Source organism: Pseudalkalibacillus sp. JSM 102089 (assembly GCF_041366475.1).
In the GTDB taxonomy this organism is placed as follows: domain Bacteria; phylum Bacillota; class Bacilli; order Bacillales; family Guptibacillaceae; genus Guptibacillus; species Guptibacillus hwajinpoensis_B.
Genome location: NZ_JBEWYW010000001.1, coordinates 148,923 through 174,861 on the forward strand (window position 1 = coordinate 148,923; position 25,939 = coordinate 174,861).

Annotated in this window: 23 protein-coding genes; 2 read left to right on the forward strand and 21 right to left on the reverse strand. The window is 38.6% G+C overall.

What is annotated here, in order from left to right; genetic code table 11:
* Positions 1–155: 155 nt before the first annotated feature.
* From ABVF21_RS00690 to ABVF21_RS00735, 10 genes are all read right to left on the reverse strand, one after another.
* Positions 156–2,237 (reverse strand): heparinase II/III domain-containing protein, encoded by a 2,082-nt coding sequence (locus ABVF21_RS00690; RefSeq protein WP_303533298.1) that lies wholly within the window; start codon positions 2,235–2,237, stop codon positions 156–158.
* On the reverse strand, positions 2,234–2,560 hold the full coding sequence (locus tag ABVF21_RS00695; protein WP_303533297.1) for a cupin domain-containing protein: 327 nt from the start codon (positions 2,558–2,560) through the stop codon (positions 2,234–2,236). The genes ABVF21_RS00690 and ABVF21_RS00695 overlap by 4 nt, the downstream gene beginning before the upstream one ends.
* A gap of 19 nt (positions 2,561–2,579) precedes the next feature.
* Positions 2,580–3,785 carry a glycoside hydrolase family 88 protein gene (locus ABVF21_RS00700; protein ID WP_371017259.1) on the reverse strand — a complete coding sequence of 402 codons (1,206 nt, stop codon included), beginning with the start codon at positions 3,783–3,785 and terminating at the stop codon, positions 2,580–2,582.
* Entirely contained in the window at positions 3,775–4,716 is a 942-nt protein-coding gene (locus ABVF21_RS00705; RefSeq protein WP_303533295.1) for an ROK family protein, read from the reverse strand. Before ABVF21_RS00705 ends, ABVF21_RS00700 begins: the two co-directional genes overlap by 11 nt.
* Before the next feature lie 15 nt (positions 4,717–4,731).
* On the reverse strand, positions 4,732–5,763 hold the full coding sequence (locus ABVF21_RS00710; protein ID WP_303533293.1) for an SIS domain-containing protein: 1,032 nt from the start codon (positions 5,761–5,763) through the stop codon (positions 4,732–4,734).
* 15 nt (positions 5,764–5,778) lie between these two features.
* Positions 5,779–6,717: a 1-phosphofructokinase gene (gene pfkB / locus ABVF21_RS00715; protein ID WP_303533291.1), complete on the reverse strand. Its 939-nt coding sequence runs from the start codon at positions 6,715–6,717 to the stop codon at positions 5,779–5,781.
* 4 nt (positions 6,718–6,721) lie between these two features.
* Positions 6,722–7,579 (reverse strand): class II fructose-bisphosphate aldolase, encoded by an 858-nt coding sequence (locus ABVF21_RS00720; RefSeq protein ID WP_048309434.1) that lies wholly within the window; start codon positions 7,577–7,579, stop codon positions 6,722–6,724.
* A gap of 137 nt (positions 7,580–7,716) precedes the next feature.
* Positions 7,717–8,448 carry a GntR family transcriptional regulator gene (locus tag ABVF21_RS00725; protein WP_371017260.1) on the reverse strand — a complete coding sequence of 244 codons (732 nt, stop codon included), beginning with the start codon at positions 8,446–8,448 and terminating at the stop codon, positions 7,717–7,719.
* 174 nt (positions 8,449–8,622) lie between these two features.
* Positions 8,623–9,345 (reverse strand): FadR/GntR family transcriptional regulator, encoded by a 723-nt coding sequence (locus ABVF21_RS00730; RefSeq protein ID WP_371017261.1) that lies wholly within the window; start codon positions 9,343–9,345, stop codon positions 8,623–8,625.
* Between the two features lie 120 nt (positions 9,346–9,465).
* Positions 9,466–11,643: a malate synthase G gene (locus ABVF21_RS00735; RefSeq protein WP_303533284.1), complete on the reverse strand. Its 2,178-nt coding sequence runs from the start codon at positions 11,641–11,643 to the stop codon at positions 9,466–9,468.
* Positions 11,644–11,921: 278 nt separating this feature from the next.
* Here ABVF21_RS00735 and ABVF21_RS00740 point away from each other — a divergent pair, with 278 nt between their 5' ends.
* Complete coding sequence (locus tag ABVF21_RS00740) at positions 11,922–12,806, forward strand: LysR family transcriptional regulator (protein ID WP_303533283.1); 885 nt, start codon at positions 11,922–11,924, stop codon at positions 12,804–12,806.
* 101 nt (positions 12,807–12,907) lie between these two features.
* Here the strand turns inward: ABVF21_RS00740 and ABVF21_RS00745 are convergent, their stop codons facing one another.
* The 9 genes from ABVF21_RS00745 to ABVF21_RS00785 form a co-directional block, all read right to left on the reverse strand.
* Positions 12,908–13,165, reverse strand: coding sequence for an OsmC family protein (locus ABVF21_RS00745; protein WP_303533282.1), 258 nt, complete (start codon positions 13,163–13,165; stop codon positions 12,908–12,910).
* A 12-nt stretch (positions 13,166–13,177) separates the two neighbouring features.
* The gene (locus ABVF21_RS00750; RefSeq protein ID WP_303533281.1) at positions 13,178–13,372 is read right to left on the reverse strand and encodes a hypothetical protein; all 195 of its coding nucleotides are present in this window, start codon (positions 13,370–13,372) and stop codon (positions 13,178–13,180) included.
* Between the two features lie 21 nt (positions 13,373–13,393).
* The gene (locus tag ABVF21_RS00755) at positions 13,394–14,377 is read right to left on the reverse strand and encodes an aldo/keto reductase (RefSeq protein WP_371017262.1); all 984 of its coding nucleotides are present in this window, start codon (positions 14,375–14,377) and stop codon (positions 13,394–13,396) included.
* 235 nt (positions 14,378–14,612) lie between these two features.
* Positions 14,613–16,415 (reverse strand): IucA/IucC family protein, encoded by a 1,803-nt coding sequence (locus tag ABVF21_RS00760; RefSeq protein ID WP_371017263.1) that lies wholly within the window; start codon positions 16,413–16,415, stop codon positions 14,613–14,615.
* 18 nt (positions 16,416–16,433) lie between these two features.
* The gene (locus ABVF21_RS00765) at positions 16,434–17,759 is read right to left on the reverse strand and encodes a lysine N(6)-hydroxylase/L-ornithine N(5)-oxygenase family protein (protein WP_371017264.1); all 1,326 of its coding nucleotides are present in this window, start codon (positions 17,757–17,759) and stop codon (positions 16,434–16,436) included.
* Positions 17,752–18,312, reverse strand: a complete 561-nt coding sequence (locus tag ABVF21_RS00770) for a GNAT family N-acetyltransferase (protein WP_371017265.1) — start codon at positions 18,310–18,312, stop codon at positions 17,752–17,754. Before ABVF21_RS00770 ends, ABVF21_RS00765 begins: the two co-directional genes overlap by 8 nt.
* Entirely contained in the window at positions 18,302–20,074 is a 1,773-nt protein-coding gene (locus ABVF21_RS00775) for an IucA/IucC family protein (RefSeq protein WP_371017266.1), read from the reverse strand. Before ABVF21_RS00775 ends, ABVF21_RS00770 begins: the two co-directional genes overlap by 11 nt.
* Positions 20,071–21,594: a pyridoxal phosphate-dependent decarboxylase family protein gene (locus tag ABVF21_RS00780; protein WP_371017267.1), complete on the reverse strand. Its 1,524-nt coding sequence runs from the start codon at positions 21,592–21,594 to the stop codon at positions 20,071–20,073. Before ABVF21_RS00780 ends, ABVF21_RS00775 begins: the two co-directional genes overlap by 4 nt.
* Complete coding sequence (locus ABVF21_RS00785) at positions 21,591–22,943, reverse strand: aspartate aminotransferase family protein (protein ID WP_371017268.1); 1,353 nt, start codon at positions 22,941–22,943, stop codon at positions 21,591–21,593. Before ABVF21_RS00785 ends, ABVF21_RS00780 begins: the two co-directional genes overlap by 4 nt.
* Positions 22,944–23,225: 282 nt before the next feature.
* Between ABVF21_RS00785 and ABVF21_RS00790 the strand changes: the two genes are divergently transcribed.
* Positions 23,226–23,813: a DUF6944 family repetitive protein gene (locus ABVF21_RS00790; protein WP_371017589.1), complete on the forward strand. Its 588-nt coding sequence runs from the start codon at positions 23,226–23,228 to the stop codon at positions 23,811–23,813.
* Between the two features lie 28 nt (positions 23,814–23,841).
* Here the strand turns inward: ABVF21_RS00790 and ABVF21_RS00795 are convergent, their stop codons facing one another.
* The gene (locus ABVF21_RS00795) at positions 23,842–25,317 is read right to left on the reverse strand and encodes a flavin monoamine oxidase family protein (RefSeq protein WP_303533273.1); all 1,476 of its coding nucleotides are present in this window, start codon (positions 25,315–25,317) and stop codon (positions 23,842–23,844) included.
* A gap of 76 nt (positions 25,318–25,393) precedes the next feature.
* Positions 25,394–25,864, reverse strand: coding sequence for a GNAT family N-acetyltransferase (locus ABVF21_RS00800; RefSeq protein ID WP_303533272.1), 471 nt, complete (start codon positions 25,862–25,864; stop codon positions 25,394–25,396).
* Positions 25,865–25,939 lie beyond the last annotated feature (75 nt).

A 25,939-nucleotide genomic window follows, 5' to 3' on the forward strand; every position in this document is an offset into this window, starting at 1 on the left:
CTGACCGATACGCTACTTGAAAGGAATATGTTTCACCTAATAAAGCAGATGCAAATGAAACATATGGCTCAGCTAAATCTTCATCAGCAAAAACTTTGGTGAGTGAGCTTACTAATTTCGTCTCAATAATGATTAACCACTCCTTTATCGTTTATTTAGCTTGAATAATAGGCAAGGGTCGATGAATGGTGGCTTTTTCCCTTAGTTAATCGGAATTCACCACATATAGAGGAATGAGTCGAGACAAATATTTTTATCTCGGATTCGCTTTGTATTACTTCTATATTTTCAACATTTCTATTTGGTAAATCCGTAGCCATTTGAAAGACGTTAATAAACGTGATGGATTGATGTGGCTCACTTCTTTGTATAAGAGTGGCTCGATTAGCAACGGGAGGGTTATCCGGAGTGCTTGCTAAATAGAGCATCGTTTTTGATGAACACCAGCTATGTTGATTTACAGTTTCTTCGTTCGCTTTCCATTGTAATAATGTAGAACCATTCGTCATCATTTCTCTCTTATTGTTGAATAAATCTTGCTTTAATTTGCTTAATTTTGCTTGAGATGTTTCCCAGTTTTGGGTGTGAAGTATTTGGCCGTCGACGTGATATAAGAGATCCACTTCTCTTTTTTCAGGTACGTTTACCGTAACGATGTCAAGAAACAATCGATCGGTAATGGCATTGAAACGTTGGATAGAACAATCTTTGTAACTCTCAACATCCCAGGAACTCATTGACTCAGGTAACTGAATTAAATTTTGAAAAAGATAGGTATCACTTTTCCAGTCTACGACGCTTTCTACCCAGCTACCCCATTCGCATTGTTCAGCTTTGATACGCTTCCCATCTGCTGGTGGTTGATCACTTCCATTTATACTAACGGTGTTATGTGAATACGTATGCTTGAACCAGTCATAGTGTACAGGAACACTATAGCGTGTTGTGCCAGGATCTCGTATAAACGGTTTGTTTTTTAAGCTAAGCGATAAACCTAGTTGATCGAGATGATCGTGTTCACCACCAAATGGCGCATGCTTTTGAAAGACCTGCCAGCCATTTTCACAGGAAATTTTTGTTAAGCTAGAACTTGAAGTTAATGTCTTATTTTGATTGTTCTTACAAGATGGGACTATACAATTGTTATTATTTAAAACGAATTGGTTAACAAAGAACAATGAATACGAATCTCGCGGAACGCGTTTAAACTTTGATGGTTGCATGCCGTATAAGCTTCTTAATATCATTTGATACTGCTCTTCCCCATAAATAGAAAAAGCGAACTCGTAGAGATGTGCATATTTGGATAAGGAAATAGATGAGGATGAGTCATTCAAAGATGGGAGCAACCCTTCATTATCAATAAAAAATAAGGGCGTATCGAACATCTTTTTAATTTCTGGGAATGACCAAAGACGAGTATCATCTGTGATATGTGCTAATTGAACGATCGATTCAAGTGTATAAAAATGGTAGGAGAAGGACCCTTCATACCATAAACCATCCTCAAGTACGCCCTTACGAATCTGATTTCTTAATCCATAATCTCCATTAAACCCTTGTTCAATTAAGTGATCATTACCCAATATTGAACCGATCATACAAATGGCAACAGTTATATGTACGGCATGATTATGAATCTGTTGTTCTTTCCATGTAGATAAAAAGGTAGCCGCATCAAGAAATAACTGATTATTTATAAGTTCCAATTCTTCTTTGGTAAAATGTTCTTTACCAATGTGATAGGCATAACAAAGATTCATCATCCAATTGGCTTCATCAAGTGTTTGAGCGAAAAGTTTACCTGGCCCATTATAAGGGATCTTTCCATGTGTTCGGTAATGAGGGTAGCACTCTGCATAATCCAAAAGGATCTTGTTTGCTTTCAATAAATAATCATCTCTTTTAGTCGCCGCATAGGCAAACGAAAGATGTTTAACTGCCTCTCCTAGTTTTCCGTGAGCAATTCCCATCCAGCCACCTAGAAATGGAGAGTCTTCAAAGACTCTCCTGCATGAAGGACAATCAAATTTCTTATTATTCGTCCAGCTGAAATTGAGTGCAGTTCCATCATATGGGCAGTGAAAATAGTGCCCCCAGTCTGCGATATCTGTCTTTGATGGTCTAAATGGTATTTGTAGCGCTTCATCAGCCTCGGCGATTAGCTTTTTTTTCGCATGTAGTGTTTCTTCATGTTGAGCGTTAAAGTAAATCGTATCTGACAAACGGGAACTCATGAATGCTTTCCTTCTAATAAGTCCTCTCTTACTGGACTAAAGGAATCTAAAAGACTACCATCTGAAAGTGCTTTAACGCCATGAAGTGTATTTGGTGGGATATAAAGTGACTCTCCTTTTTCAATGATCGTACGAGCGGTGCCAATTGTGAATTCGAATTGCCCATCAAGACAATAGGAAATCTGTTCATGAGGATGCTGATGCTTATTTCCGATCGCTCCACTTTTGAAGCGAACTTCCATAATCATTAGATCTTCACCACTTGTTAAGATATTTCGTTTAACACCGTCTTCTACTGACTCCCATATACCAATTTGTCCCATAATCGAACTCCTTTCCAGATTACCAATATAAATTCCAGTCTTTCGAGAGACGAACAAGCGCTTCGAAATAATAATAATCGCCCCAAATACAACTTTCATCTACTCCGCGGTTACCACCTTTATAGTAAACGGCATGGCGCAACAATCCATTTTCATTTGAGTTTATATCAGTCGTGTAATGTTCAACTAGTGATTCTGTTGTGTTGTTGATAGCGTTCTCATAATAAGGTCTCTCTTCATCTGTAAGTGGTAAATGTTTCACTAATTCAAGTAGTCCACAGAGTGCGATAGCAGCTGATGAGCTATCTCTTTCTTCATTGCCATTTGTGAAAATTAAATCCCAATAACAAATATAGTCTTTAGGTAAACGATTTAAATAGTAATTTGTAAGTTTTTTAGTTAACGTGATTAAATTCCAGTCTTTCGTATAAGCATAACTTAGAGGGAAGCCGTATATGCCCCATGCTTGCCCGCGAGCCCAACAAGAATCATTTGCATATCCCTGATGTGTGTCACCATACAGTGGCTTTCCTGATTCTGGATCCATATAATAAGTATGATGCGTAGACGCATCTTCTCTCACAAGGTATCGTGCTGCCTGTTGGATATGGCTTTCAGCTACGCTCTTATACTTCGGATCTCCAGTTTCTTCTGTCGCCCAATAGAGTAAAGGGAGATTCATATTACAGTCAATAATCATCCTTCCCCGCTGTGACGGGTCTGTTAAGTCGCCCCATGCTTGAATGATACCTGCTTTTTCATGAAAGCGCGTCATGAGCAAGTCTGCTGCTTCAATAGCTACATTTCTGGCTTCTTCATTGCCAGTTAATTTATAAGCACTAACACATGAAAGCGTGTAGAGAAATCCGAGATCATGGTGATTTACAGCAATTCGATTCTTTAAGCGCTGTTTGAAACTAGTTAAGTGTCCTTCAGCTACACTGCGGTATTTCTGTTTTCCTGTTACTTCATAAGCGAGCCATAACATTCCGGTCCAGAAACTCGTTGTCCATTCATTGTTCTCAATGGACGGGTACACTCCATCTTGGCTACTTGAATCAGGAAAAGAGTTAGTAAAAGTTTCAAGATTTTGATCAATTTTCTGAAGAACATGGTGAATCGCTTGATCGACGTACGTGCGGTTTATCGTAGGCTGCTTTTGATAGCGATCTTTTAGTCGAATGCCTTCATCTAGTACACGTTGTGTATTTGTTTTAATCTTCATTTGCACCTCCATCAGATGAGTTGTGAAGTCTTAATCCGGCTCCAACAAGTCCTGAGTCTCCTTTCAATTGACTAACAGATATTCGATGAACGGCACTGCTCTGTTCAGTAATCAGGAGAGGTTTTAGTGTCGCTTTAATATGGTCTATTAACTCTGGGTTATGATTAATGACCCCGCCACCAAGAACAATTTGGTGAGGGTCGAGCATGCAAATCATGCCATGAATGCCTTTACTAATATCATTTAAAACTTCAGCCATGACATGACAGGCGTATTTCTCCCCATGAAAGTAATCTCTCAAGACTGTAGCTGTTGTGATTTGTTCAGTCTCTTTCATTTGAAGTGTTGCTCTTTTGGTTGCTGCCTTTGATTGAATAGCAGGACCGGATGCTACATTTTCAAAAGTAACTACTGAATTTTCTTTCGAAGCACTTGTCAACATTAAGCCTACTTCGCCTGCAAAACCAGCACCTCGTAAAATGGAGCCATTATGAAGAATGCAACATGAAATCCCTGTACTAATAGTTAAATAAGCAAACGTTTCATTTTTTTTACATCCTCTTTGATACCATTCCGCAAATGCTGCCATATGAACATCATTATCAAGGATGACAGACTTTGTAGGATAAAGTTCTTCCAATTTTGAACCAATTGGAAAATGAGACCAAGGTAGATTGTTTTGATAGATGGCTATTCCATTTTCAATATCGACTTTTCCAGGTACACCAATACCGATACCAAGTAGGTTTTCTGGTTTGTAACGAGACTCTTTTAATACTTGATCAATACAGTTCTTTAATTGCTGAAACATCTTGTCTTTATCCGTTGTTACACTTGGGACTTCTTTTCGAAATAGCACGCGCCCATCTTTTGTAATGAGCGCTGCTGCAATTTTGGTTCCCCCTACATCAATACCGAGTGAAAGATTCATGTTGGCCTCCTGTTATTAAGGCAGAGATATTTTCACGACTTGATTAAGATTACGAGGTTGATCTGGGTTTAAGCCAAGTTTGATTGACTGATAATAAGCTAGAAGCTGAAAGTAAGGAATATAGAGTGTCGCTCTCGCTTCATCTGATAAATGGCTTCCTATATTAATCACATGATCAGCCGTTAAATCTGTCCCGAGATCTCCAATCACAATCGTTTTTCCACCGTTATTTTTAATATCACGAAGTAATGTGTGGTCAATCTCGCTCATTTTTGTTGTAGAAAACAGCACCACTACGGTTTCCTCATCCACAATGGAAATCGGGCCATGACGAAATTCAAGGTTCGAATAACTTTCGCATTCCGTTTGCGTCATTTCTTTGAGTTTCAAGGTACCTTCTTTGGCTAATCCATTATAAATACCTGCGCCTAAGAAGATAAACCGCTCCGCTTTTGCACCTTGAACTATATCCTTCATAACATGTGCATGACTCACATTCTCATTTAACAATTCAGGCACCTGTTTCAGTTCTTTTAATGCCGCATAATTCTCTGCAAATCTTGCAGCATATAGTTGAATTGCATAAAGCATGTTAGTGAAGGATTGAGTCATGACAACGCTTTTTTCACTTATATGATCAAGGCTAATTTGATCGTCAGCTAGTTGTGCCATTTCAGCATCACTGTTGCAGGTTACGGCAAGAGTGGATATGTTCTCTCTATCCTTAATGGCTTTTAAAGCTGTAATAATTTCTGAAGTGGTTCCGGAGCGAGAGATACTTACTACTCTATATCGTTTAAGAGGGGTGAATACCTGCTTTTCATGAAGAAAAATTTCTGAAGCCGGTACCGCGTTGGCTTGAATTCCAGTGATTTCTTGAAAGTATCTAGCAGCTGAAATTGCAATGTAGTAGGATGTGCCACACCCTGTAAATACATAATTGACTTCGACATTTTCATTAGGAATATTCATATTGCTGACGATCTGATAGGTTTTTTCTGAAGCGTTTCCTTGAGACATGATTTCCTTCAACGTATACGTATCCACTAATTACACCACTCCTTATTTAGTAAATGAAAATTGATTTACACTCATTTGTTTTTCTAGCGATTTTAGATCTTCTAAGGAAAGGTCTCCTGCTTTTTCTTGCAATGCATTGGCTGTACCGGCAGCTGAGGCTCTTATTAATGATTTCTCAAAAGACTCCCCATCATAAAATCCAGATACTAATCCAGCAACAAAGGCATCGCCACTTCCTACAGGATTGACAACAGATAACTTAGGAATAGAAATTGTATAAATGCAATTGTCATAGGCAGCCATCGCTCCATCGCTTCCTCTAGAGACTGCCACAACTGAGACACCTGTATGGCTTAATTCTATTAAAGCATTCATGATTTCATCATCGGTTTGCAACGGACGATTGGTGATTTCACTTAGCTCATCAATATTTGGTTTTATCATAAAGGGTTTGGCTTTCAGAGCTTCCTTAAGCGGTTGTCCACTCGTATCAACAATTGCTCTTGTACCATTCTGCTGAACAAGTTCAATAAGCTCTTGATAAGCCGTCGTTAAAAGCCCCTTAGGTAAGCTCCCAGATAGAATGACATAAGTGCTTTTATTGGCTAATTCCAATAATTTTCGTTTAAATCCGATCCATTCTCTTTCTAAAATGGTTGGACCTAACTCAAGAATTTCAGTTTGGTTTGTGTATTCATCAATGATATTAAGACAAATACGTGATTCGCCTTCTATCATTGCAAAATCGGAATGAATTCCTTTTTCATCTGCTAACCGTTTAATGAGTTGACCATTTAAGCCCCCCAAAAAACCTGTCGATACTGTATTTATATTTAAAATTTTCAGTATTTTCGAGACATTAATACCCTTACCTCCGGGTTCGCTTATGATTCTTTTCGTCCGATTTACTTTATTTATAGAAAAGCGATCCATATAGTACGTACGGTCAATCGCTGCATTTAACGTAACAGTAGTGATCATATACTTAAGCGTAAGTTTGCTGACTTTGCAGCATTAAGATTTTTTTCTTCACAATTTCTTCAACAGCTTCTCGAGCAGGGACGAAATACTTTCTCGGATCATCTGTATGTGGATGATCATTCAAGTAATCTCGTAATCTAGCCACGAATTCAACCTTTAATTCAGTCGAGAAGTTCACTTTACTTACGCCATATTGAAGTGATTCACGAACTTTTTCTTCTGGTACCCCAGAGGCGCCGTGCATAACAATTGGCCGTCCTGTCGACTCTGAAATTTTTCGTACAAGCTCAAAATTAAGCCTTGGTTCCTTTTTATATAAACCATGTGCTGTTCCAAAAGCAGGGGCAAACGAATCGATATCCGTTCGTGCGACAAAATCTTTTGCGAGGTCTGGATCTGTCAATTGAGCGTCCTGTTCGTCTACACTAAGATCGTCTTCAACCCCTCCAATGGTTCCGAGTTCAGCTTCTACGGGGACATTAACATAATGAGCAGCTTCCACAACCTTTTGGACGAGTGCTACGTTCTCTTCATATTGTAATTTTGATCCGTCAATCATGACTGACGTGTAACCTGCCCGCAAACATTGTAGAACCGTTTTGAAACTATCACCGTGGTCTAAATGCAATGCAATTGGAATCGAGGTTTTCTCAGCTACTGAATTCACCATGTTTTTAATGTTTTCGATTCCTACATATTTAATTGTTCCTGGAGTCGTTTGAAAGATAACCGGTGTATCGATCTTCTCAGCACCTGAAATAACCGCTTTCATAATTTCCAGATTATGAACAGCAAAGGCCCCAATCGCATAATGATTTTTGTACGCATCATCGAGTAACGGCTTACTAGAAACTAATGGCATTCAATCATCTCCTTAAAGTGATTCAACCAGTCAACGGGTTGTTGGGTCAAGTTGAGCTGTACCTTGGCAACATAACGTCACCAGGTCTTTAATGGTATTGTACTGTTATTAGGTTGTTGGGTCAACCTGTTCTTTAATTAAATTAATTCCGTGTAGAAACGACAGCGATCTCCTCTTACGATAGAATGACAAAATTCCACGGGTTTTCCTGATCGATCATAGGCTGTTCTTTCTAACAACAAGGCGGGGTAACCTTCTTTTACTTGGAGATATTCACTTTCATAATCTCTTATGAGGACAGGTTCAAACACCTCTTTTGCTTTTGTAACGATAATATCAAAATCACTTTCCATTACATCATATAAGGAGGTATTCATCACATGCTCCTGCTTAATACCAGGTATGAGGTATTGAGGTATATAAGATGTTTCAAGAATAACAGGCTCGTCATTTGCGCAGCGTAACCTCTTTAATTCGATTAGAGTATCTCCTTCATCAACCATTAACTTACTTGCGACTCGTGGTGAAGCAGTCGTTTCATTCATATGCAAAATAATATCTGTTGGTGCCATGCCCATTTCTTTCATCACTTTACTAAAGCTATAAAAGCCCATTAGCGGTTGCTCGAGCTTCGGTTGCGAAACAAAAGTCCCCTTCCCTTGAATTCGATTCAAGACGCCAATTTGGACGAGGTCTTCAATCGCTTTTTTAGCTGTGTTACGGCTTATATTATAGTCCGCCCTCAACTCATTTTCAGATGGAATTTTATCGCCAGGAGCCCAGTCCCCTCGTTCAATATTCTCCTTTAATATCTCCTTTAATTGATGATACAGAGGAATAACACTATGCTGATCTAATTCTCTTTTCATAATATCTCTCATTTCTTTAGTGTATAGTTGTATCTACCTCATTCATTTTGCACCTTTATATTCATTGTGGTTTCAAAGTGAATTTTTCTTTATTCTATCATATTAATCAAGTAAGAGAGTAAAGTCGAGCTTCGACTTTACTCTCTTTAGTAATTGTTTTCATATACGGGTTCATCAGTCAGTTTCAATGAACTCTGAACGAGTCGAGAAACCTTTTCTCATTAGCTTTCTACTATAAGTTAAATGAAGCATCATTGCTTCTGAAGCCCCACTTGGATCTTCACAAAGTATCATTTCCATAATTAACTCATGCTGTTGATATGTGTCTCGAAGGCTTTCCAGGTCTGATGCGATTAAGCAATGGTAATGATCCATTGACTTGTTTATCTTTGCAGACAGTGATTGGAACAATTCTAATAAAATTGGGTTGCCAGAAGCTTTTGCAACGGCCAAGTGGAATTGATAGTCTTGAATGCTCTTATCCCTATAATGCTCACTTCGTTCAAAAAGTTCGAGCGTATGACTCATAGTTAGCAGGTCTTGCTCTGTTCGATTAACCGCTGCCAGTTTGGCCAAAGTTGTTTCTAACATTAAAAGTGTTTGAAATAATGATTCCAAATTCTCATGTTGAGGCATCGGCATATATTGGAAATACCGTTTGGGTGTATAGCCTGTAACAATAGCTCCTTCTTCTGCCAATAAATGAATAACACCTCTTCCACTCAGCGTTTTTAATGCAGCTAATATAGTGGGCCGTGAAACACCAAAAAACTGCGAGAGTTCTAAAACGGAGGGGATTTTATCTCCTTTATTATATTTCCTTTCTTTCAATAAACCTAATAGTTGTTTCTCAACTTTTTGGGATAATTCTTCTGAAGAAATGCGTCTAAGTTTCATTGTAAACCCCCTATACGTAATAGCATAGTTGACGAGGTGGGTTGAAAGCATATCTGTATTTTAATATTTATTATGTAAGTCAAAGCAAAAGCAGCCAGTAGGCTACTTTTGCAACATAAATTACTTATTTGAATAAACTTTTGCTTTCGCTTCTTTTCGTCGACTATGAAGTATTGGTTCAGTATAACCAGATGGTTGATTAAAGCCTTTAAAGACAAGGTCACATGCAGCCTGAAACGCAATCGACTTTTCAAAGTTATCAGCCATTGCATGATATGCCGGGTCACCTGCGTTCTGCTTATCAACTACTTTTGCCATTCGTTTCATTGTTTCTAGAACCTGTTCTTTGGAACAAATTCCGTGATGAAGCCAGTTAGCCATATGCTGACTAGAAATTCGAAGCGTCGCTCGGTCTTCCATAAGTTCAATATTATGAATATCTGGCACTTTAGAACAGCCTACCCCATGTTCGATCCATCGAACAACGTATCCAAGGATACCTTGAGCATTATTATCGAGTTCTTTCTCAATTTCTTTGTCGCTCCACTTCTTCTCTGTATTAACTGGAATTTCTAAAAGATCATTTAAATAATTTGGTGTCCTTTTCTCCAGTTCATATTGGAATTCCCTTACATTTGTTTGATGATAATGTAAGGCGTGAAGGGTTGCAGCTGTTGGAGAGGGTACCCAAGCTGTACTCGCACCAGCTTGAAGCTGTGCACCTTTTTGTGCAATCATTTCACCCATAAGATCTGGCATAGCCCACATGCCTTTTCCAATCTGTGCGACTCCTCTGAAACCTGTGTTTAAACCATGAGCCACATTTGCTTTTTCATAACTTTGAAGCCAGGTCGCGTTTTTCATTTGGCCTTTCGGTATAACAGCTCCAGCTTCCATCGACGTATGAATCTCATCACCCGTTCGATCAAGGAAGCCGGTGTTAATAAATACAACGCGTTCTTTTACTTCATTTATACAGTTTTTAAGGTTAAGGGTAGTACGTCGTTCTTCATCCATCACGCCAATTTTGATTGTATAACGCTCTAATTCAAGTAAATCTTCTGTTCGATTGAATAGTTCATTAGCAAATGCAACTTCCTTTGATCCATGCATTTTAGGCTTTACGATATAGATGGATCCTTCAGAAGTGTTTTGGTAACGACCATTCCTATTCAGATCATGCTTTGCGATTAATCCAGTAATCACGGCATCGATAATTCCTTCAGGTACTTCATTTCCTGATTGATCAAGAACCGCATCCGTTGTCATTAAATGTCCTACATTTCGAGCAAACATCAAGGAGCGACCAGGAAGGGAAAGTACCTCTCCATCAGGTGATATATACTCGCGATCAGGATTCAACGATCGAACAATTTTCTTAGAACCTTTAGAAAAAGATGTTTGTAAATCACCTTTCATTAAGCCAAGAAAATTCCGATAGACGAGGACTTTGTCTTCTGCATCAACAGCTGCAACAGAGTCTTCAAAGTCCATTATCGTTGTAATAGCAGATTCAACAAACACATCCTTAATTCCTGCTATATCTGTTTTACCGATTGGATGAGATCGATCAATTTGAATTTCAAGGTGGATCTGATTGTTTTTCAATAAAATGACTTCAGGGTTTTCTTCACTGCCTAGATATCCTACAAATTGCTCTCTTTTCATTAAAACGCTTTCATTATTGTCAGTAAAGTGTACCTTAAGCATCCCTTGCTGTATAGTAAATCGTTTAATGTCTGAGTAACTTCTTTCCTTTAGTGGCACGACTGAATCTAGGAAACGCTTTGCATAAGTTATCACTTTTTCGCCACGGATTGGGTTATATTCTGTATTCTTTGATGCCTCGTTATCTTCTGAAATAACGTCAGTTCCATACAAAGCATCATAAAGACTTCCCCACCTTGCATTCGCTGCATTAATCGCATAACGAGCGTTATTGACCGGGACAACTAGCTGAGGACCAGCTTGAATGGCAATTTCATCATCTACCGATTGAGTGCTAATTTTAACATCCTTTATTTCTTCTTCAAGATATTCGATATCCTTAAGAAACGTTTTATAGCTTTCTAGGTCACCAGCTCGATTATTCAGGTGATAAGCATTGATTTTTTGTTGTAGGTCTTCTCGAGCTTGTAGAAGTTGTTTATTGATAGGTGACAGTTCAGTGATCATGTCACCAAGACCACTCCAAAACTGTTTAGAAGAAGTGCCAGTTCCAGGAATAACATCTTCATTAATAAATTCATAGAGTTCCGTTGCAACATGCAAAGTACCAATTGACTTATAATTTTCCATTACCTGTCCCCCTCATAAGCTTGACAGAACCTTATATGGTGCTGTTCATTCGTTATATCTTATCTTATAATAAAGTAAGCTATTTATATAATACATATATCGCATATTAGGTATGCTTTCAGGTTATAATTCAAAATTTTCGAAATCTATATTGGCTATATTTTTGATTCTCTACTTGACTCTTTCAAATGGCATCGTCTTCATAGATCAGAAATAAGCCAATAAAACAGCGTTTACTAACATAGCCTTTGAAAAAATCTCTGTGTGGAGGTATTTTGATGGAAATCCGTCATTTGGAATATTTTTCTGAAGTCGCTAGACAATTAAGTTTCACAAAAGCTGCTACTAGTCTTCACGTGTCCCAACCTTCTATTAGTAAAGCCATTAAAAATATGGAAGCAGAACTTGGAGTGCCGCTCTTCTATCGATCAAAGCAATTGGAATTAACCGATGCGGGTCACGCTGTACTTATTAATGCGCATCACGTACTAAGTGCTTTTCGTAATCTAACAACAGAATTAACTGACCTCACAGAGCTTAAAAAGGGTGAAATTAAAATAGGTATTCCTCCTATTATCGGGGCTGCGTTTTTTTCAAAGTTAATTAGTCAGTTTAAGGCGAAATATCCTTTTGTTGAAATTCTATTAACGGAAGTGGGATCAAAATCGATAAAGCAAGGGATTGAGGATGGATCACTCGATATTGGCCTAATTTGCAATACCCCATTAAAAAACAGTTATTTGGAAACGGTTCAAGTTATTTCTGATCCATTGATGGTAGTTGTTCACAATGAACATCATTTAACGGAATCTACTGAAATCGATATAATGGATCTTGCATCAGAGCCATTTATTTTGTTTCGTGATGATTTTTCGCTACATGATCGAATTGTAGAAGAATGCTCAAAACAGGGGTTTCATCCGAATGTCGTTTGCCACAGTTCGCAGAAAGATTTTATGATCGAGATGGTAGAAGCAAAGCTTGGCCTTGCCCTTCTACCTAGTAAAATCGCTCTTTCTATTCCAAACGATTCTATTACTTCAATTAGGCTTCGTCACTCAAATCTTTGCCTTGAACTTGGGCTGATTTGGAAAAAGAATAAATACTTGCCTTATGCGGTTAAAGAGTTTATTAACCTCGCAGACTCCTTTGTAGTGAAGTGAGTAGCATCCTTCAGAGCAGGTGGTATTATTACTTAGAAAAATGCTTCTATGATTCTACAAATTGAAAGAGCTGATAAAGGAGTCCTTCATCAGCTCTTTTCTTATGCTTCTATAATCTCCCAATCATGCTCGAAAGCAACACAGCCTTTGAGCGTTTGTGCAACAGGACACCCACGTTCAAAAACATGGAGTGCTCTTTCTGCAGCTTCTCTTTTCCCTTCTGGAATGATTAATTTATAATGACATTTTATTTTAGTTATTTTTAGAATACCCTCAGGCGCTTCGATCAATCCTTCAAATTGACCAGATAGTTTGTTTGGAAAACTAGGTATTTGGCGCGCCTCCAGCGCACCGGACAATGTCCCTGTTAGTCAGCCGCCTGCAGCAGCAACGATGTGATCAAGGGTTGACGGTTGTTCCACCTCAGGTGACGCTTGATAAAAATCCTTAACCCCACCATGCACGCCGTAGTGAATCGGTTCTTTGAAATCCGCAATATATGCGCGACGGCTTTTATCTTTATCTTGTTCAATACGAATATTTGATATTTCGATTGGTTTGTCCATCGTTTGAACTCCTTTCGGTTATTAATAAGCCTCTCTAATCATTTCATGCACTTCTTGTTGATAGAAGCTAGCGAGCTTCTCCATTTCTTCCCTAGAAAAGTTAGGAACCTCTGTAGCTTTGAGGTTTTCTTCTACTTGTTGGATGTTTTTAAAACCAGGGATAACACAAGAGACTTCTTTATGTTCAAGAATCCATTTCAATGCAGCTGTCGTCATGCTTTCTCGGTCGCGAGCAATCCAATTGATTTCATCGCTTAGCTCTACACCTTTTTCAAATTCAAGTCCCGCAAACGTTTCGCCTACATTGAAGGCTTCTCCATTCCGATTAAAGTTTCGGTGATCGTCATCTTCAAAGGAAGCGTTTTTCTTGAATTTCCCAGTTAATAAACCACTGGCCAGCGGCACGCGCGTAAGAATGCCAACGCCTTGTTCATACGCTTTTGGGAAAAGTTCCTCTAACGGCTTTTGCCTAAATATATTAAAAATAACCTGCAGGATACTTACACCAGGATACTTAAGACATAATAGTCCTTCCTCAACTGTTTCAACACTTACACCATAATAGCGTATTTTACCTTCATCTTTCAGTTTGTCCAATACTTCAAACACCTGACCATCCTTAAGGATCTCGATTGGTGGACAATGAATTTGAAAAAGATCAATTTGATCTCGTTCTAAGCGGCTTAAGCTTGCTTCACAATAAGCACGAACAGTTTCTTCTGAATAGTTGGCAGAATCAAAAATGTCTCCTGTACGACAGAATTTCGTTGCGATGTGAATTTTATCTTCCATCCCTTTAGTTGCTTTCGCTAGAAGTTCTTCACTATGTCCGTCTCCATATACATCCGCTGTATCAAAGAAATTCACGCCAGCATGTATAGCATGTTGTAAAGAATCGAGCGCTTCTTTGTCATTCGTTTTCCCCCATGCTCCGCCAATTGCCCACGTTCCAAAGCTAACTTCACTTACTTGCAAGTCTGTTTGACCTAACTGTCGATATTTCATTCTTTCGCCTCCATTAAATCGAGTTGACATTACATGGTAATTTCCCTTTCTATCGTTGTTTAAACCGCTTTCATATTTGTTTTTGAATGTAACGTTCTCTAGATGAAGTTGCTCTATAGCTTGATCATTCAATGATTGGAACGAAATTGTTCAACCTTTCAAATCATCTCCACACCATCCGTATGTCACTCTTCTCACTTCCAAAAAAAGGACGGGGGCGGGCCCCGTCTCTCTGTTATTTTGTGATTTTTTTATAGTGACATAGTGCATTTCTAACTTCCCCAAATTCAGATGCATGGGGTCGATCTTCTCCTACTGAATAGCCCTCATCAACCATGCGATTTCGATTAAGGCAAAGCTTAGTGAATGTAGGTTTAAAGAAATCAAATAGCTCAAAACGCTTCTCTAGTTGTGGGAACCTTGCTTGATACGATAGAATTGATTCCGCTAGTTTCTTCCAGAAATTCTGTTCATTCATTAATTCACCATTTGCTAAAATGTTCGATAAATAACGGAGGTGACAGATGAATAAGCCTGTAAATATAAATTGGGTCAGTCCCTCAGGTGGTTCACTCCGGAGTACATCTTTTAACTCATCTGTAAGATAATTAAGTTCCTCGAATGGTTGATCACTAATATTGACATCATCTACGAAATCTTTAATTGCAAGGCGTGATGGTTTGGAATCTTTTAGTACGAGAATAGTGTTTTGGCCGTGAGGAGAAAAAACTGTTCCATATTGGTACAAATAATGAAGCAATGGCTTCATAGTGACATCAAAAAATTGCGTTATCCATTCTTCTGTAGACATTCCAGATTTCTCAATCAAGCTTTTTATATAGGGCTTCCCATCATGGTCTTCGTATAGAAGTGCTGCTAAAGTAATCGCCTGTTCACCGTCCTCGAGATAAGTATAGATACTTTCTCTAAAAATAACGCCGAGCATTTCTTTGTATTGATATGGGGCATTCTCCAATTGATTATAATAGGAATGGTTCACATTAATACTCGCAATTTCACCTGGTAAAATCACTCTACATTCATCTTTTAAAAAGGAGTCTTTTTCATAGATGCCTTTAATGAATTCAGTGATTTTCGGAGCGATAAGAGTACGTTCTGCTGGTAATCCTCTATATACAAGTGTATTTAGTATGCTCATCGGCAATTTAACATGATGTTTGTTAGGATTGGATTTGTTAACAAACGTCCGAATGGATTGTTGAGGGAGATAGCGGTCACTGGATTGACCAAGTGGTATGATCGTTTGATTAGCAATCTCCTCTGCAAAATTCTGAATCAAAACGTTTTTCCACTGCCACTCATGGACAGGCATCATGAAGTATTGACTAGGATCATCAGTCTTTTCTTCTAATATATTCTGGAATTTAGAACGATCCTGTTCATTTAATTCATAGTTTACTAGTTTTTCGAAGGTAAGTTCCTCAATAGATTGAAAAGAGCTAATCTGTCGACTAACGCCAATCCAGGAAAGTGTTACTTCGTTTTGGTGTTCAGGAGCATATGCTAGATAATCATCATACCCGAACCCTATTCTCCCTTTGTTATACGTAATCCAGGGATGTCCAGTCATGTAGCCTTCAAGATTAGCGTAGTCTTCAGTGATCAATGTATCTGATGAAACTCGCTTATTTAACAGATGAGCATCTGCAATGAGAGTTTGGCTTATTTCCTTTATTAAATGCGCTGTTGTTTCCGATGACATGCCTATTAAGGGTTTGGTATCAAGCAGGAAGCCAACGGCACTCCCTTCTACCTCTTTCCCATTATCTAGAATGCGAATCGATTTCCAGTCAACATCGTAGCTATCAAATTGACGTAAAACCGCATGGAACGTGTATAATTTCTTGTCTGAAACTCGAAGATCATAGATGGTATAGCTATCTTTCTCTTGAACGAGTTGAGGTGAGATCATATCTTCGTACATAAATTCTGAAATCATTTTTGCTAAGAGTTTTATATTAACAAGTTTCCAGTTTTGTTTAGTAAGAACAGTATCTAGTTCGTTTTGAGAATACATACGTTCACCACTTTCCTTCTAGTTTGTTGTAAAAGCAGGTTGTTTGGGGATTCCAAAAGATTGAAAGACGTTATGTGTCTGCACTGGGTATTCTTCTCTATTGGAGATTTGATTGATGATGACAGCATTACGGTGTGCTCCGAGACCAAGGTCGGGCGCACCAACTCCGTGAGTGTGTAGCTCTCCGTTTTGAATGAATATATTGTTTTGATTGGAATCTTTCGTCACTAAGCGGTAATCTTTCGTAATCGTCGGGCGACCATTCTCGTCCCTAAGTAAAAAAGATTCAGGTAAGAAACTTGGAACGGTCTGTTTATATCCTGTACCAAGCACAATGATTTCAGATTCGAAATCAAATGGTTCATTTGTAATCGTGTGGTGTCCCTTGCCAAAACACACCTCCCCTTTCATCTCTAATTGATCTACCTCACTCATAGCCTGTAAGTGTAAGGAGGTGCGTTGATTCCCAATAGATTGTTCATATAATACGTCATAGATTTCTGAAATCGTTTCTGCACTAATCCCTTTGTAAAGTAAGTCTTGCTTTTGAATCACTTTGTCTTTTTTTTCTTGCGGAAGATCGTAAAAGAATTCAGTGTAATCCGGTGAAAAATATTCAAGTCCTAGTTTGGAGTATTCCATTGGGAAAAAACCGTTTGATCTTGTATACCAGCTAAGATGGTAGTCATGCTGCTTTTGTTCTTTTGCCAAATCTAAAAAAATTTCAGCTGCACTTTGGCCCGATCCAATAACTGAAATGGATTTTCCTTCTAAAGCCGTTAGTTTCTTCTCCATGAATTCTGATGAATGAAAGACGGTTTCTCCAAGCGCAGGTTTAAAATGTTCTGGTACTGCAGGTACAGAGCCTATTCCCATGACCAGATGCCTAGCAAAGAACGTCGAGGTTTCTAGAGTGTTCACATTCTGGACGTGAACAGCATAAATGAATTCTCCCTCGGATGCTTCATATGATGAAACTTCAGTGACTTCATATCCAAATCGGCATGAATTTAGTTGATCACTCACCCATTTACAGTAGTGATTGTATTCCTTTCTCGGAATATGAAATTTTTCTAGAAAATAAAAGTGATACATACGACCGTGAACCTGCAGGTAGTTAAGAAAACTATATTTGTTTTTAACGTCAGCCATGCTTACAAGATCCGCGAAAAATGGCACCTGCAAGGTGGAGCCTTCAATGAGCATACCTGGATGCCAATCAAATTCTTCTTTACGGTCAAATAGAAGAATATCCAAATCGTTTATTTCATCTGTTAAAGCAGCTAAACCTAAATTAAATGGTCCAATACCGATACCAATTGCATCGTAGACGTATTCAGGCATTTCCCCACTTCCTTTCAAACTGCTTCCGCTCACAAATCATTAATAAGCCTGTTTTATCCGGTAGATCAATTGGTTTTTGTGGAGTGAATCCACACTTCTCAAATATATGAATCATTTTTTTATTACGTATATCTGGTTCTGCTATGATTCTCTCTGTCCGCTTCTCTTTCAATTGCATAGAAACCATTGCACGTAGAAGGTGAAGGGAATATCCTCGTCCTAAATAATCTTTATGACCGATCAAGAGATGGATGCCTTGGTCATATGGCTTGTTCTCATAAGATCCTTCAATGATATCTTCCTTTACCCAATAAGCTTCCCAGTAGCTCATTGGCACCTCATTGATAAAACCTAGATAAAGCGTCTGGTGTGTATCTTTTAGTGCCTTTTGTAAATGATTTCGAAATGAGTTAATCGGTATATTTAATTGCCAGAATGGATGCACATGCTCTTCGTTCATCCAAGTGTGAATCATCTCGACATCGCGTTCGTAGCTCACCTTAGCAAAAGAGATCGTTTTTTGTAATTTTTGATCGAATACATCAATTTCCATTCCTAACTGTAACCTCCTGAGCGATCGGATTCCGGACCATCGTATACACTGATTGTGTAGCCATTGATCCAATAAGCTCATCCATATCATAGAAACGTGTTAAGAGATTCGCTTTACAAGGAAGAACAGGCTCCTCAAGTAAACTTTTAATGAGAGGTGATGGCTGAATGGCTAAATACTGAGAGAGGCGTTCTCTCAGTATGGTCACAAGGTGTTTTTCTTCAATTAATCCGTTTACACCAAATGCGTTGATTAATCCGAATAAGTTGTTAAAAAAGAAATAATAGCGAAAACGTTCATTTGCTACGTCATCGGAACAGATTGTATCGCTCTTCTTATTCAAATTAGGCATGAGCATTGCTAGTTCTTCAGACTTGGACTCACTGAAATAATATCCTTGATTGTCTCGATAATAGAATGTAGATGGATACCCTTCCTTAAGCTTAACAACAGCATTCTGCTGGTGTGCTTCAAGTGCAATGCCATAATGTTGATGAAGCCATAGCATCGGATCAAGTGATATGTCCAGATAACGATCAAACCATTCTACACTGACTTCTTCTATGGCACGTCCCTCTCTTCTAGCAATAGCAGTAATGATGGAATAAATACGTGACTTGCCACCATAAGGATGATCCTGACATAGTGCTGCTACGAGGCTTGTATTTTCGCTCTTTTCGTAGAAAGGATTCTCTCTAATCATCACGGCGAATTCAGATTCAAGATTAGGAATGTTGATATTGAGATAAGCTGGATCCTGGATAATTTTAAAGTCAGGATAATTATTTGCTAATTTTTCACCTAATTGTGTTTGTAAGAGTCTAGAAACCTCTACGCCACGATCTAGCTCTTTCTGTTGATTTTGTCGTAGTGAATTTGTGATTTTTACCGGAACTGAAAACTTAAACATGAATCTAGTTAAAGAGCTGTACACAGTTCTAAAAGAAGATGTAGCTGTATACATGCGCCCAACTGGTCCTAGATAATCAAGCGTTCCTTTTTGAATGTGTTTAAGCACTTCTGCTTTTTTTAGAAGAGAGTTTACTTGAAGAGGGTGCACTGGTATTAGAACACGCTCTTTAAATTGATGAATCCACTCTTGATCTACTGCACAGTCTATTAACTCTTCTTTAATAAGCTCGCTTGCTTGTAGATGCAAACTGGAATCTTCATTGATAATCGAAGGGTGAACACTAAAATAGTGAAGCTGAAATTCACCTTTTAGTTCTGGAGAAAACAATTCATCTTCCTCTTGTGTTAACCCTTGTTTGCTTTTCGGCGTTGGATGCATTAAGTGACCAAAAAGTAAAGACTGTTCTGCTTCAATGTAATCAAAATCTTCATCGGTTAATTTTCCTCTGTCTTCGAATCGCTTTCCAATGTACGTTGTCATGCTTTGACAACTCAACATCACTCGCAGAACCAATTCATCTTCTGCATCCTTTCGGTTTTGGTCAATTAGTAGTTCCTTTACAATCAGTGTTGTTAATGTCACATAGTCAAGAGTATGAAAAGTACCATTTAATGACCGGTAATATAATGGGAACTGATAAATATGCCTCTCTGTTAAGGACCAATAAGAAACGGGGATGATCATCTCTATTCCCTGATTTATTAGTAGGCAGGAAATGAATTTCTGAGATAAGGTTGTAGATAAATCTTCAGGTTTTTGTATTTCTGAGTAGTTTCCTGTTTCACGTAAATAACAATTCAGAAAGCTTTGCATAGTCGCCTGTTCTGCGACTTTTTTAGCACTGATCACGTATGTTCCCTCCATTTCCTTCCGAGTGTACGAATGTCATCCACGATCTCTTGGATGTGCTTCATTTTTGTTCTAGGGTTTAGTATGGTGAACTTCAAGAAGGTTTGGCCATTAACAGAAGTCTTGGCTATGGCCGCTCTGCCCTCATACAACAATTCTTGCTGTATTTTTCGATTTAATTTGCATCGATCGGTACTGAAATCTTGAGGTTCATAACGAAAGATAACAGTGTTGAGTTCTGGAGAAAGGTTTTCAACTTTAATATCATCCTGACTCGAAAGGTATTCCGCAGTTGCTTGAGCAAGGATAAAAGTATGATCAATCATTTCTCCAAACAGGTTTGTACCTATTGTTTTTAATGAAAGAAAGAGCTTAAAGGCGTCAAGTCTTCTAGAAGTTAAAATCGATTTGTTCACCAGGTTGGGTATCCCCTCTTCTACATCCTCGAGTGGATTTAAATAATCAGCATGGTGATTTAAAAATCGGAACGATTCTTTGTTCTTCACTAGGAAAGCCCCACATGAAATGGGCTGATAAAAAAGCTTATGAAAATCGACTGTGAGCGAATCGGCATAACAAATCCCTTTTAACTTTGACTTATGAGATTCGGAAAGAATAAGTGCACCTCCAAAAGCTGCATCCACATGGAACCATAAATCTTCCTCATGAGCGATTGCGGCTAGTTCATCTATCGGATCTATGCTTCCGAAATCAGTGGTGCCACAAGTCCCAACTAGAGCAAAAGGAACAAGGTGTTGAGCTTTTAATTCAGCTAATTGGTCCTGTAAATGCGATACCGACATTCTGTGATGTTTGTCTGTTTTAACTTTTATTACTGCTTTTCCTCCCAATCCAAGCTGTACAGCTGATTTCTGAACAGTAAAATGAGCCTCCTCTGAGCAAAGAATCCTTAATTTATGAAACTCTTCTGGTAATCCATCTTTCTGAACATTTTGCCCCCATAAGCTTAAACAACATGCATCTCTAGCTAGAAGAAGACCAGTGTAGTTCGATTGTGTCCCTCCACTTGTAAATGTGCCGTCAGCATTTGATGAATAACCGAATTGACCTGCGAGCCACTTAATCATTCCCTCTTCAAGGTACGTAGCAGAAGGACTTTGATCCCATGAATCAAGTGATTGATTGAACACACTTATTGCGAGTTCAGCAGCTATGGCAGGTATAAGCGGTGGGCATTGCAAATGAGCCAGGCTTTTTTCATGAGAAATTTGCAGGTTATTTTTGAATAGAGGAGCCTTAAGCTCGTTTAGTAATGCAGTAAAATCCTGATTTGCGCTGTGAAAATCGAAAAGTTCTTCAACTTCCTTTTCAATCGTTTGTGGCTCCTTTCCGGTGAATGGAGCATTTTCTTTACCAAAAGTCTCGCAAATTATGTTCGTCATTTCGTGCATTTGTTCCCGGAAAGCTTCTTGTCCTTTCTCACTGTTGTGAAGAAAAAGGGAATCATACATTTTCTCTTTTGAAATATCAGGAGGATTCTTTTCAACTGCATTTATCATAAACTTTTAACAGCAGCGTTAACTGCTTCCTCAAAAATGCTGAGTACTTCTAAAACTTGTTCATTCGTTATTATCAGTGGCGGGAGGAACCTTACTACACTTCCGTTACGACCTCCAACTTCTAATATCAATCCTCTGTCAAAGCATTCTCTCTGAATTCTGCTAGCTAACGCAGGTTGAGAAGGATAGCTTCCTGATGAAGACTGGGGCTGTGTAGGATCAACTATTTCAACACCGATCATTAGCCCTCTCCCCCTTACGTCTCCGATTTCTCGGAAATTCATCTGGAGCTTTTGTAAGGCAGAAAGCATTTTTTCCCCCATCGTTGCTGCATGAACATCAAGTCTCTGTTCTTTAATAAATTTTAATAAGGCAGTTCCGGCTGCCATTGCCATTTGATTTCCTCTGAATGTACCAATGTGAGCACCAGGCTCCCACTTATCGAGTTCACGATCGTAAATAACAACCGAAAGTGGAAGACTGCCGCCAATTGCTTTAGAAAGGACAATGACATCTGGTATGATCCCTGCATGTTCGAATGCGAACATTTTTCCTGTTCGTCCTATTCCCGTTTGGATTTCATCAATAATAAGGGGAATACCTCGCTCGCTTGTTATTCTTCTCATTTCCTGTAGCCATTCGATAGGTGCAGGTACGGAACCACCTTCGCCTTGAACAACTTCTAGAATCATAGCGGCCGGGGGTAAAATGCCGCTCTCCGGATCATCTAATAGATTTTCAATATAAGTACTAGAAATTTTGTGTCCTTCGCTTTCCTTCATACCAAATGGACAACGATACGAATACGGGTATGGCATGAAATGAGTATCTGGCATTAAACCTTGGACGTTTTTTTTGGGACCGAGATTACCACTAATCGCCATTGTTCCATGTGTTGAACCGTGGTATCCTCCTTGAAACGTAAGGATACTACTTCTTCCTGTCGCAGTTTTCACTAATTTTAAGGCGGCTTCTATCGCGTCGCCTCCTGTTGGTCCACAAAATTGTATTTTGGCCCGCTCTGCAAAATCTCCGGGTAAATTTGAAAATATTTCATTCACGAACTCTTCTTTTATTGGTGTTGTAATATCTAACGTATGTAAAGGCCTTTTATCATGAAGGACTTTCTGCATGGCTTCTATAGTAACGGGATGGTTATGGCCAAGAGCTAAAGTACCAGCACCAGCTAAGCAATCATAATATCGCTTTCCTTCCATGTCAGTAACAAAAATCCCTTCTGCCTCATTGATTGCAATAGGTATTCTTCTTGGATAAGATCTTGCATTGGACTCTCTTTTCATTTGTTGGTCGAGTAGTGTTTGATTTGTAGTGAATTCTTTAATCATCATGTTGAGAACTCCTTTACTAATTGATAATGATTTTCATTATCTTGCACTATTCATGATAAGTGAGAATGATTATCATAGTCAATGATACTTGAGAACTATTATCACTTACAGATAAAGTCGGTTTTTCTAGGTAGATCGGTTAGTTTTAATCCCTAATAATGGAAAGTGAATTGTGGGAGTCCCTCCTTCTTTGGTGATCTAAATTAGACGATCAACTTTGGTCACAATGCAAATCAAACGAATAGGATAAAAGTATGAAAAGGAGCGTGTTTAGTATTGGAGGTGTACGGAGAATTCCTCATTCTTTCGGGAGCGTGGATCCAGACGATAGGTGCAGCTATTGCCTCTATTGGGAATACAATTGTTGCAGCAAATGAAGCTGACTCACTTATGGAGAATATCGGAGGAGACCTTTATGTAATTGGTAATAGCGTCGAAGCAACGGGGAACTCTCTTCAAGCTATCGGAAGAAGCAGCTTGACTTCTAATGAGAATGAAACGTTTGGAACGCTCGGAGCATGGTTACAGTCTGCTGGTAATATTGCAAATGTTCTTGGTGGATCAGGAATTGTAATGGGGACTAATGAAGAAGCGCTGAATATTGACATTATGGGAGATATTATTCAATCAGCTGGAGCTGCTTTCGAAGCAAAAAGCTCGAGTATAAGTGAAGCCTTCTATGCAGAGCTCATCACAACCGGGCAAACGATTCAATCGTTTGCCGTTGCTATTGAAGCTATTGGGCTTCTGTATGTGAAGAATGGAAATAAGAAAATGGGACAACAGATTCTTGCCATTGGAAGTTATGGTCAAACTGCAGGGGCAGCCATTGCAGCCATTGGTTTCACAAAAGAGTTTTATGAACATTGAGTGAACTGTTAAATGAGATTAAAAGGATTTATAACGTGCGCTCATTAATCTCAAATGCCGCTCTAACACCAGATTCAACTGCTCCTTCTATCCACCCGTGGAAATCTGATGTGTGCTCACCTGCAAAGTGAACTCTTCCTTCAGGTTTTTTTACGATGCTTTCAAATTCGATAATTTGATTCGGTTTAAATAGTGTAAAGCAACCTCCTGAGAATTGATTTTGACTCCAGCTAAATGATGCGCTCGTCAAGTACTCATCAAATACTTTAGGTCCATGTATTTTTGCAAGATCTTCAAGGGATTGTGTGATTTTTTGATCATCATTTAAGCTATTCCATAACATCGCGTTATCTTCCCAGCTATAACTTGCTAGTAAGACTCCAGCTCCTGGCTCATTACCTGTGCGACTAGGTGTATACGTATAGCGATTAGGAAAATCCGAAATGGTATTTGCACCATTCAACCCTTCTTTTTCCCAAAATCGGTCTTTAAATTCAATCCCAATTTTAATAGAAGCTACATAATGCAACTCACGGATCGCTTTCCATTTATCAAATGAAAAAGAACGGTACGGATAAACTTCTATAAATTGAAACACTGAAAAAGGCACAGTCATAAGAACATAATCGCTGTTAAACTTTTCAATAATTCCTGTTTGTTGATTCCTTGTCTGAATTTGAACGCTTTGTGGTCTTTGAATAAGGCGGTGTACTTTTTGATTTAACAAGAGATTCTCTTCTAGCTCAGGTAGAAAAGACCGAGGCAATTGATCATTTCCGCCAGTAATTTCGTTAAATTCCATGTCAGTATTAAAAACAGTATTTACGATATCGGTTAAAATGTCGATAAAGGATAGTTCCGAAAATCCTTCAATGCCTAAAAGTACTTTAACCATTCGAACAGCATTTGGAGATAGCGAAGGACCAATGGGATTGAAGCGAAGAAAATTCTCCATTGAATACTGATCAAATTTTTTACGAATGAATTTCTTTTGTTGAGCGTCACCTTCTTTATAAAGCAGTAAAAATGGATTAACTGCTGATAAAAATAATTCCGTAGCGGTTTTTCCTTTTTCGTGAGGTTCAACGGGAAATTGAAGGATATCAGGGTCTGCTTCGTATTTTTCTCTTGTAGTTCTAACTCCATTAGCATAAATGATATCTCTTGGAGAGGAATTCACGAAGCGATTCATTTTAAGTTGAAATCTTCTGATATATTCATACGTTAATTTGTGAGTTGTAGGAATACGCATAGCGCCAACATCAAGATAATTATCATCTGTAAAAGGTTTTCTAAGAGTGTATACCCTCCCGCCAACACGATCGTTTCCTTCTAGGATGGTAACTCGATGACCGGCCTTTTTTAACAAGGATGCTGATACTAGTCCTGCAACGCCAGCTCCCACAACAATAACGTTCGTTGGTGAAGACGATTTTTTCAATCCATTCTTAATAATATTAAGCATCTCGTTAGGATATTGAGGCGTAATGAATTCTCGAGCCATCACCATCATCCTTTTTTCACTAACATATTAGTTACATTTAAAAACTATACGAACTAGTTTTTAACATCACCATTGCCTATAGCTCCTTCGCCATGAGAAGATTTTTAAGTTGGATACCGTTTTTTTGAACTAGCTGACTTTTTACTAGTGAAAATCCTTGCTCTCTAAAAAATGGAACTGCTGTTGTGCTTGCTTCCGTATGAAGCTGTTCCATATTGTGCAAACGTGCGGTCTGTTGCACTTCTTCTAAGAGCTCGGAAGCAATTCCTTTTCTCTGATAGTCTTTATGAACATATAAACGGTCAAGCCGTCCTGAAGGTGTTAAATCGCAAAATCCCACGATCTGTTTGTCTAAGATAGCAACATAAGTGAAGTTTCGTTCGAATTCCTCTCCCCATGATGCATGACGCCTATTAAGTTCAGGTTTATTAGCCCAGGCATTTACCTGTATGTTTGTATAGTCTCTCCGGTTAATAGAATGAACAGTGTCATAAAAAAGATCAATCATTTCTATTAAATCGTTTTCTTTAAAAGGCCTGATATGCATGTCATTCCCCTTCCCTGATTCTATTTTTTTATTATAGAACCCAAGTGCAAACAACGCATCAAAAAAGACGGCAGA

What these genes read in the sequence shown, in the direction of transcription:
- pfkB (WP_303533291.1), bottom strand. Translation starts at nt 6,717, where the DNA reads ATGATCACTACTGTTACGTTAAATGCAGCGATTGACCGTACGTACTAT.
- ABVF21_RS00765 (WP_371017264.1), bottom strand. Translation starts at nt 17,759, where the DNA reads ATGCCTGAATACGTCTACGATGCAATTGGTATCGGTATTGGACCATTT.
- ABVF21_RS00795 (WP_303533273.1), bottom strand. Translation starts at nt 25,317, where the DNA reads ATGGCTCGAGAATTCATTACGCCTCAATATCCTAACGAGATGCTTAAT.
- ABVF21_RS00720 (WP_048309434.1), bottom strand. Translation starts at nt 7,579, where the DNA reads ATGCCATTAGTTTCTAGTAAGCCGTTACTCGATGATGCGTACAAAAAT.
- ABVF21_RS00800 (WP_303533272.1), bottom strand. Translation starts at nt 25,864, where the DNA reads ATGCATATCAGGCCTTTTAAAGAAAACGATTTAATAGAAATGATTGAT.
- ABVF21_RS00740 (WP_303533283.1), top strand. Translation starts at nt 11,922, where the DNA reads ATGGAAATCCGTCATTTGGAATATTTTTCTGAAGTCGCTAGACAATTA.
- ABVF21_RS00690 (WP_303533298.1), bottom strand. Translation starts at nt 2,237, where the DNA reads ATGAGTTCCCGTTTGTCAGATACGATTTACTTTAACGCTCAACATGAA.
- ABVF21_RS00770 (WP_371017265.1), bottom strand. Translation starts at nt 18,312, where the DNA reads ATGGAAATTGATGTATTCGATCAAAAATTACAAAAAACGATCTCTTTT.
- ABVF21_RS00760 (WP_371017263.1), bottom strand. Translation starts at nt 16,415, where the DNA reads ATGTATTCTCAAAACGAACTAGATACTGTTCTTACTAAACAAAACTGG.
- ABVF21_RS00730 (WP_371017261.1), bottom strand. Translation starts at nt 9,345, where the DNA reads ATGAAACTTAGACGCATTTCTTCAGAAGAATTATCCCAAAAAGTTGAG.
- ABVF21_RS00735 (WP_303533284.1), bottom strand. Translation starts at nt 11,643, where the DNA reads ATGGAAAATTATAAGTCAATTGGTACTTTGCATGTTGCAACGGAACTC.
- ABVF21_RS00725 (WP_371017260.1), bottom strand. Translation starts at nt 8,448, where the DNA reads ATGAAAAGAGAATTAGATCAGCATAGTGTTATTCCTCTGTATCATCAA.
- ABVF21_RS00705 (WP_303533295.1), bottom strand. Translation starts at nt 4,716, where the DNA reads ATGAATCTTTCACTCGGTATTGATGTAGGGGGAACCAAAATTGCAGCA.
- ABVF21_RS00700 (WP_371017259.1), bottom strand. Translation starts at nt 3,785, where the DNA reads ATGAAGATTAAAACAAATACACAACGTGTACTAGATGAAGGCATTCGA.
- ABVF21_RS00785 (WP_371017268.1), bottom strand. Translation starts at nt 22,943, where the DNA reads ATGATGATTAAAGAATTCACTACAAATCAAACACTACTCGACCAACAA.
- ABVF21_RS00755 (WP_371017262.1), bottom strand. Translation starts at nt 14,377, where the DNA reads ATGAAATATCGACAGTTAGGTCAAACAGACTTGCAAGTAAGTGAAGTT.
- ABVF21_RS00750 (WP_303533281.1), bottom strand. Translation starts at nt 13,372, where the DNA reads ATGGACAAACCAATCGAAATATCAAATATTCGTATTGAACAAGATAAA.
- ABVF21_RS00780 (WP_371017267.1), bottom strand. Translation starts at nt 21,594, where the DNA reads ATGATAAATGCAGTTGAAAAGAATCCTCCTGATATTTCAAAAGAGAAA.
- ABVF21_RS00695 (WP_303533297.1), bottom strand. Translation starts at nt 2,560, where the DNA reads ATGGGACAAATTGGTATATGGGAGTCAGTAGAAGACGGTGTTAAACGA.